A 7,295-nucleotide genomic window follows, 5' to 3' on the forward strand; every position below is an offset into this window, starting at 1 on the left:
AAATAAGCGTATTTATTTTCCAAAAGAAATACTTTAAAAACTACGGTAACATGTGATGTGTTACCGTTTTCACTTGTGAAAAAATAGTATAATTTTATAAAAAAAGGAGAATTTTAGATTAATTTTGATATATTTTCATTAAATTGTTATGTTTTTTAATAAATTTTCTTGCAAAAAAATCAGAGTGTGATATTATGCACTAGCTATGACAAATCAGGTACATTTATTTGATAAAATTTCGAATCAAACATTGTATAAAGGAGAGGCTAAGATTGATTTTTCTGGTAATGAAGGTCTATTAGTTTCTTTTAATAATGATACACATCATTTCGAATGGAGAATTTGGAAAAAAGGATTGGTAATTCGTAGTGAATCGGATATTATTGTGAATTTGACACTACGTTTAAATAGTCAAACAAAAGGTCACATAGAAACTGAATTTGGAAAAATAGATTTGGATTGTCATACAAGTCATTATGATGTAGATGAAAATTGTGTAGAAGTTAAATACAGTCTTATACAAGGGAATGAAAAACAAGAATTTCACTTTGTACTATATATAAATAAGGAGGATACATATGCAGTCAATTGAAGTTGAATTAAAGCAGGCCATTCAAAATGCAGTAAAAAAAGCATTTGATTTAGATTTAGATGTACAAAACATTGTGGTTGAAACACCAAAAAATAAAGATCACGGTGATTTCTCAAGTAATGTTGCGATGCAATTAACTCGTCAATTACACCAGAATCCAAGAATGATTGCACAAAGTATATTAGATGCATTCTCATTGGAAATGGTTTCTAATGTAGAAATTGCAGGACCTGGCTTCTTGAACTTTACATTATCAAAAGACCGTTTTAGTACAGTTATTTCTGAAGTGTTAGCTCAGAAAGAAAACTATGGACAACAGCCAGCTAACGGCATTAAAGTGGATTTGGAATATGTTAGTGCCAATCCAACTGGATCATTACACTTAGGACATGCTCGTGGAGCTGCATGGGGAGATAGTTGTGCTCGTATCATGAAAAAAGCTGGATACGATGTAACTCGTGAATACTATGTGAATGATGCTGGTAATCAGATCACAAACTTAGCATTATCATTAAATGCTCGTTATCGTCAGGCACAAGGAATTCCAACTGAAATTGGTCAGGACGGATACATGGGTAAGGATGTTGAAGAAAAAGGATATGAATTGGCGAAAGAATATCCACAAACATACTTAGAACCAACAGAAGAGAATTTGAAATTCTTCAGAAAAGAAGGAATCAAATTTGAATTAGATAAAATTAGAAAAGACTTAGATCGTTATCGTGTACACTTTGATGTTTGGTCAAGTGAACAAAGCATTCGTGATGCTGGTAAAGTAGAAGCAGCTATCAATGAATTAAACGAAAAAGGATATGTATACGAAAAAGATGGAGCATTGTGGTTTGAAACTACCAAATTTGGAGATGACAAAGATCGTGTTTTAAGAAAACAAGATGGTTCATTAACATATTTAGTTCCAGATATCGCATATCACAACGATAAATGTCAACGTGGATTTGACATGTTGGTTGACTTCTTTGGAGCGGATCACCATGGATATATTCCTCGTTTAAAAGCAAGTATGACAGCATTAGGAAATGATGCAGATAAATTGCATGTTGATATTATCCAGATGGTTCGTTTAGTATCAAATGGTGAAGAAATGAAGATGTCAAAACGTTTAGGAAACGCAACAACAATTAATGAACTATGCGATAAAGTAGGTGTTGATGCAGCTCGTTATTTCTTTGTACAACGTGCATTGGATTCACATTTAGATTTCGATATTGAATTGGCAACTAAGAAATCAAATGAAAACCCAGTTTACTATGCACAATATGCTCATGCTCGTATGTGTTCTATTCAAAAACAGGCACAGGATATTGAATTGGCAACAAGTTTTGAAGATTTGACAAACGAAAAAGAAATTGAATTAATGAAGTCTTTACAAGAATTCAATAAAGTAATCGTTGAAACTGCTCAATCTCGTCAAGTTCACAAAATGTGTCACTATATTCAAAATTTAGCTAGTAAGTTCCACAGTTTCTATAACGCATGTAAAGTTGTAGATCGTGATAATTTAGAACTAAGCGCACAACGTCTAGCTTTAGTAAAGGCAACACAAATTGTTTTGGCCAACGCATTAGAATGTATTGGTGTTGAAGCCGTTGAATCAATGTAAGTATTAAGAGGAGTTTTATTGAATTATGAAAAAGTCTATGATTGAAGTTGCATATCAAGTATTGACAAATAATAATGGATCTATGCCATTTGTTGATCTTTGGAAAGATGTAAGTCAGGAAATGGGATTTAATCAAACGCAGTTTGAAGATAATATTGCTCAATTTTATACAGATTTATCTTTAGACGGACGTTTCTTGAACATGTCACAAAATACTTGGGATTTGCGTTCACGTCACACGTATTCAGAAAGTGTTATGGATACAGATTCTATCGCAATCGATGAAGATGATGAGGATGAAGAAGATTCAGAATTGATTGAAGATGAATTAGATGAAGTAGAAAAAGAAATGGACGAAGAAGAAAACGAATAAAAAGCGCTCTTTTCACAATAAATTCACTTTGAATTGTTAGAATTAAAGTGGAAAGGAGAAGGAATGCAAGAAAATCTGCGTCATGCAGATTTTTTTTCTATGAAAAATTTGATAAACTAGAAGTTGTTAAGGAGAATTTTTATATGTTTAAAAGCATTTCATATGTTATAAAAGAGAATTTTTCAAATGTTTATCGTATTTTCTGTATTGCAAAATATGAATTGTTGTCAGATATGCGAGATTCAAAATTTGGTATTTTTTGGAACTTTGCCTCTCCCGCTATCCAAGTTTTCACATATTGGCTAGTGTTTGGTATTGCCTGGGGAAGAAAAGCTCAGACATACAGAGGCATCACTGTAGAATATTTACCATGGCTTGTTGTGGCATTTAGTGTATGGTGGTATATCCGTCCATGCATTGTAGATGGGTGTTCTGCGGTATTCTCAAAAACAAATGTCATCACAAGAATGAAGTTTCCTGTATCTGTTTTACCGGCAACCGTTTGTTTAAAAGAATTGTTTAATCACTTTGTGATGTTGATTATCACATTTGTCACTTTAATTTTAAGTGGGTGGTATCCAAATCTAAATTGGTTATGGATCATCTATTATATGTTCTGTGCATTTATGCTTGGAGAAGCAATTTCACTTGTATTATCTGTGCTTACTATGTTGTGGCGTGATGTAAAGAAATTTATTTCTTCAATCATGCGTATGTTGATGTATTTTTCTCCAATCTTATGGGATTGTCATTTTAAACCAGATGTTCCATTTGCGAGTATTCTAAATAAGCTTGTAAAGGTAAATCCAGTTTATTATATTATTCAAGGATATAGAGATGCTGTATTCTATGGAAGAAATGTTTTTGATCATCCTGCAATTACACTTTATTTCTGGTGTTTAGTTTTTGCGATTTTTGCGCTAGGATGCTTTTTGATGTATACCTTCAAAAAGAAATTCATTGATATGATTTAAGGAGGCTTTTATGTCTAAAGAAGAATATGCTGTTGAAGTCGAAAATATTTCAAAAATCTATACTTTAAGAAATAAAAACAATCAATATAAAACAGATAAAAAAGAGTTCTATGCCTTAAAAGATGTATCTTTCAAAGTGAAAAAAGGTGATGTTGTTGGAATTTTGGGAACCAATGGTTCTGGTAAATCAACTTTATCTTTGTTGTTGTCAGGAATTTCTGAAATCAATAGTGGTACGATGAAAATTAATGGAGAACAAGCATTGATTGCTATTAACACAGGATTGAACCAACAATTAACAGGACTTGAAAACATCAACGTTAAAGGAGCTTTGATGGGATTAAGAAAGAAACGTATCCAGGAAATCACGAATGATGTCATTGATTTTGCAGAATTAGGTGATTTCTTATATCAACCAGTTAAAAAATATTCATCAGGTATGAAATCACGTTTAGGCTTCTCCATTTCACTCGCATTAAATCCAGATATCTTTATTGTCGATGAAGCATTAAGTGTTGGTGATAAAGGTTTTGCGAAGAAATGTATGAAACGAATGATGAAATTAAGAGATGAAGAAGGAAAAACAATCTTCTTTATTTCTCACTCGTTAAGTCAGGTTCGTGAATTCTGTAAAACAGGAATGTGGATCGAAGGTGGGCAACTTGTTGAAATGGGAGATATTGACAAGGTTTGTGATGATTATTCGGTTTATGTGGATAAGTTAGAGGCTATGAGTAAAAAAGAAAAGAAAAAATTCTTGGATGAAAAATTTGAGAAGCGATTATTACCTAAAAAAGAAAAGAAGGGCATCGCAAAATTATTTGGTTAATAAAGGAGTTTTAGTGACTCCTTTTCAATTTATCAAAAATAGTTTACAATTACAGTGTTTATATAGGGAGGTTTATAACTCATGAAAACAGTAATAACATATGGAACTTTTGATTTATTTCATGTAGGCCATTTAAATTTATTACGCCGTGCAAAAGAATTAGGGGATTATTTAATTGTAGCGGTAAGTAGTGATGAGTTTAATTTGGGTAAAAATAAAGTTTGTAAGATCAAAGATACAGATCGTATGAAGATTGTAGAAGCTATTAAATATGTCGATAAGGTAATCCCAGAAACAAGCTGGGAACAAAAAATCGAAGATGTTAAAAAATATAATGTAGATGTATTCGTCATGGGTGATGATTGGAAAGGAAAATTTGATTTCTTAAAGGATTATTGTGAAGTTGTTTATTTACCAAGAACTGAGGGTATCAGTACAACACAGCTGAAAGAGGAATTGAAGGGTTAATATGCGTACTATCAGTATTATCCTTCCTTTTTTTAAGTACAAACATTACTTTAAAGAATGTCTACAAAACTTAGCACAAAGTACATTTAAAGATTTTGAATTGATTGTTGTATTAGATCATCCAACAGAAGATATTGACGATTTACTAGAAGAATATAATTCTATTTTTGATATGCGCATTTATACATTGCCAGAAGGTGTGACAGGTGTAGCTGCATGTCGAAATGTTGGGATTCAACAAGCTAAAGGTGCCTACCTTTACTTTTTAGATAGCGATGACTATGTTTTAGAAGATACTCTTCAAAATATGATCAAAGCTATGGATCATGATGTAGATATGGTTAATGGTGTATTGAATCATACTTGGAACAACAAGGCTAACTATCTTCATAAAGTAGAAAATAAAGAAGTAGATGAAGAAGATCAAGAAGAAAGGGAGCAGCGTCGTTTAAATAAGCTTTCTGATTTTGTTTCATTCGCATCCTATGAAAAAGATGAGCAGCAAGCTCAGGCTATTTTCTATACAATGGACAATCGTAGAGGTATCCGAACTTTTACTGTATTAGGCAATTTGTATAATCGTGATTTTGTCGTTCGAAATAATTTTAAATTTAATGAGAACTTCAGATATTACAGTGATATGACATTTATGTGTCCTCTATTAGAAAAGCTAAATACAGCTTTAAGAGTGGAAGATGCGATTTATGTAAAACGTAAACACAATGACCCAATCAATGAACCTGCTTTGAGTCAGGAAGAAAATGACAATCGTTTTAATGAAAGATGTGATGCGGTTGAATATACACGAACACTTTTAAAAGAAGAGGGTGTTGTGCGTTTTTGTTTAGATCGTAAAATTGTATCTTACTTTGTATCTAAAATGTCTAAACGAATCCGTCGCAGCCAAGATGATCTATGGCGTACAGACTATTTTGAAAGAATTGCTAAAACAATCGATGGCATTCGTCCAGAAGTGATGAATCGATATAAGCGTAATTCGAAAAAGATGGTGGCTTGTTTACAGAATCGTGATTTAAAGGGAGTACAAAGCTGCGTTCGAAGAAAATTAGGAATTAAAAAAATCTTTAGAGTCTTCAAAAATAAGAATGTATTATTTAAATTAGCTTATTATCACATTTATTCAAAAAAACCAATTCAAGATAATGTGATTCTGTTTGAGACATTTATGGCTAAAAACTATTCGGACAGCCCAAAATATATTTATGAATACATTGCCAAAAATTATCCAGGAAAATACAAATGTGTATGGGCATTGAATGATGGTCATGAAGTTCCTTATGGAGCGGAAGTCGTAAAACGTTTTTCATTCAAATATGCTTATTATTTAGCTGTAAGTAAATATTTTGTATTTAATGTAAGACAACCATTGTGGTATCGCAAAAGAGAAGGACAAGTATTTGTTGAAACTTGGCATGGCACACCATTGAAACGTCTTGTATTTGATCAAGAAGAAGTAACTTCTGCATCACCAAAATATAAACAGCAGTTCTATCGTCAAAGACAAGAATGGGATTATTTGGTGAGTGCCAATCCTTTTAGTACGAAAACATTTAGAAGCTGTTTTATGTATGAAGGCAAGATGCTTGAATATGGATATCCAAGAAATGATATTTTATATTGGCCAAACAAAGATGAAATTGCCAAAGACCTAAGAAAGAAACTAGGTATTCCAGAAGATAAGAAAACAATTTTATATGCTCCGACATGGCGTGATGATGAGCACTATGGAAAAGGGGAGTACAAATTTACGTTGGCTTTAGATTTGAAGTTGATGATGGAAAAATTATCGGATGAATATGTTGTTTTATTAAGAACACACCACTATATCGCAGATAACATTGATACAACAGGTCTTGAAGGCTTTGTGTACAATTTAAGTAAATATGATGATATCAGTGAAATCTATTTGATCAGTGATATTTGTATCACGGATTACTCAAGTGTATTCTTTGACTTTGCGAACTTGAAACGACCAGTACTTTTCTATACATATGATATTGAAAAGTATAAGAATCAGTTACGTGGATTCTATATTGATATGAATACAGAAGTTCCTGGTCCACTATTGTATACGAGTGAAGAAGTCGTAGATGCGATTTTGAATATTGATCAAATAAATGAAGAATATAAAGAACGTTACGAAGAATTCTACAAACGTTTCTGTTGCTACGACGATGGAAATGCGTCAAAGCATATTGTAGAAGAAGTATTTAAGTAAAAAAGGAGAGGATAGCCATGTTGATAAAGCTTTTAAGACCATTTAAAAAGTTTGCAGGAAAGTGCATTCGCTTGGCATATAAATTAACCTATCGTTTATTTAAAGTAGATGATAAGCTTGCCATATTTATATCGTTCCATGGTCGTGGCTATTCGGATAATCCTAAAGCTATTTATGAACAGATGAGACAAGATCCAAG

General features: G+C 32.3%; 8 protein-coding genes. All 8 read left to right on the top strand.

What is annotated here, in order from left to right; translation table 11 throughout:
- Nucleotides 1-205: 205 nt before the first annotated feature.
- Entirely contained in the window at nucleotides 206-592 is a 387-nt protein-coding gene (locus ACZQCL_RS00590; protein WP_227993734.1) for a DUF1934 family protein, read from the top strand.
- A complete protein-coding gene (gene argS, locus ACZQCL_RS00595; RefSeq protein ID WP_118114414.1) occupies nucleotides 579-2,213 on the top strand; it encodes an arginine--tRNA ligase in 1,635 nt (544 codons plus the stop codon). Before ACZQCL_RS00590 ends, argS begins: the two co-directional genes overlap by 14 nt.
- Nucleotides 2,214-2,238: 25 nt before the next feature.
- Complete coding sequence (rpoE, locus tag ACZQCL_RS00600; RefSeq protein ID WP_117924481.1) at nucleotides 2,239-2,586, top strand: DNA-directed RNA polymerase subunit delta; 348 nt, start codon at nucleotides 2,239-2,241, stop codon at nucleotides 2,584-2,586.
- A gap of 143 nt (nucleotides 2,587-2,729) precedes the next feature.
- Nucleotides 2,730-3,560, top strand: a complete 831-nt coding sequence (locus ACZQCL_RS00605; RefSeq protein ID WP_154555298.1) for an ABC transporter permease — start codon at nucleotides 2,730-2,732, stop codon at nucleotides 3,558-3,560.
- A gap of 10 nt (nucleotides 3,561-3,570) precedes the next feature.
- Nucleotides 3,571-4,389, top strand: coding sequence for an ABC transporter ATP-binding protein (locus ACZQCL_RS00610; RefSeq protein ID WP_154555299.1), 819 nt, complete (start codon nucleotides 3,571-3,573; stop codon nucleotides 4,387-4,389).
- Nucleotides 4,390-4,470: 81 nt separating this feature from the next.
- Nucleotides 4,471-4,857 (top strand): glycerol-3-phosphate cytidylyltransferase, encoded by a 387-nt coding sequence (tagD, locus tag ACZQCL_RS00615; RefSeq protein WP_040466417.1) that lies wholly within the window; start codon nucleotides 4,471-4,473, stop codon nucleotides 4,855-4,857.
- Nucleotide 4,858: 1 nt separating this feature from the next.
- Nucleotides 4,859-7,096 carry a CDP-glycerol:glycerophosphate glycerophosphotransferase gene (locus tag ACZQCL_RS00620; RefSeq protein WP_482481500.1) on the top strand — a complete coding sequence of 746 codons (2,238 nt, stop codon included), beginning with the start codon at nucleotides 4,859-4,861 and terminating at the stop codon, nucleotides 7,094-7,096.
- A 17-nt stretch (nucleotides 7,097-7,113) separates the two neighbouring features.
- Nucleotides 7,114-7,295: CDP-glycerol glycerophosphotransferase family protein (locus tag ACZQCL_RS00625; RefSeq protein ID WP_482481502.1), on the top strand; the 182-nt coding region annotated here is incomplete at its 3' end.

It is taken from the genome of Holdemanella sp., from assembly GCF_056804935.1.

What these genes read in the sequence shown, in the direction of transcription:
- ACZQCL_RS00620 (WP_482481500.1), top strand. Translation starts at nt 4,859, where the DNA reads ATGCGTACTATCAGTATTATCCTTCCTTTTTTTAAGTACAAACATTAC.
- tagD (WP_040466417.1), top strand. Translation starts at nt 4,471, where the DNA reads ATGAAAACAGTAATAACATATGGAACTTTTGATTTATTTCATGTAGGC.
- ACZQCL_RS00590 (WP_227993734.1), top strand. Translation starts at nt 206, where the DNA reads ATGACAAATCAGGTACATTTATTTGATAAAATTTCGAATCAAACATTG.
- argS (WP_118114414.1), top strand. Translation starts at nt 579, where the DNA reads ATGCAGTCAATTGAAGTTGAATTAAAGCAGGCCATTCAAAATGCAGTA.
- ACZQCL_RS00605 (WP_154555298.1), top strand. Translation starts at nt 2,730, where the DNA reads ATGTTTAAAAGCATTTCATATGTTATAAAAGAGAATTTTTCAAATGTT.
- rpoE (WP_117924481.1), top strand. Translation starts at nt 2,239, where the DNA reads ATGAAAAAGTCTATGATTGAAGTTGCATATCAAGTATTGACAAATAAT.
- ACZQCL_RS00610 (WP_154555299.1), top strand. Translation starts at nt 3,571, where the DNA reads ATGTCTAAAGAAGAATATGCTGTTGAAGTCGAAAATATTTCAAAAATC.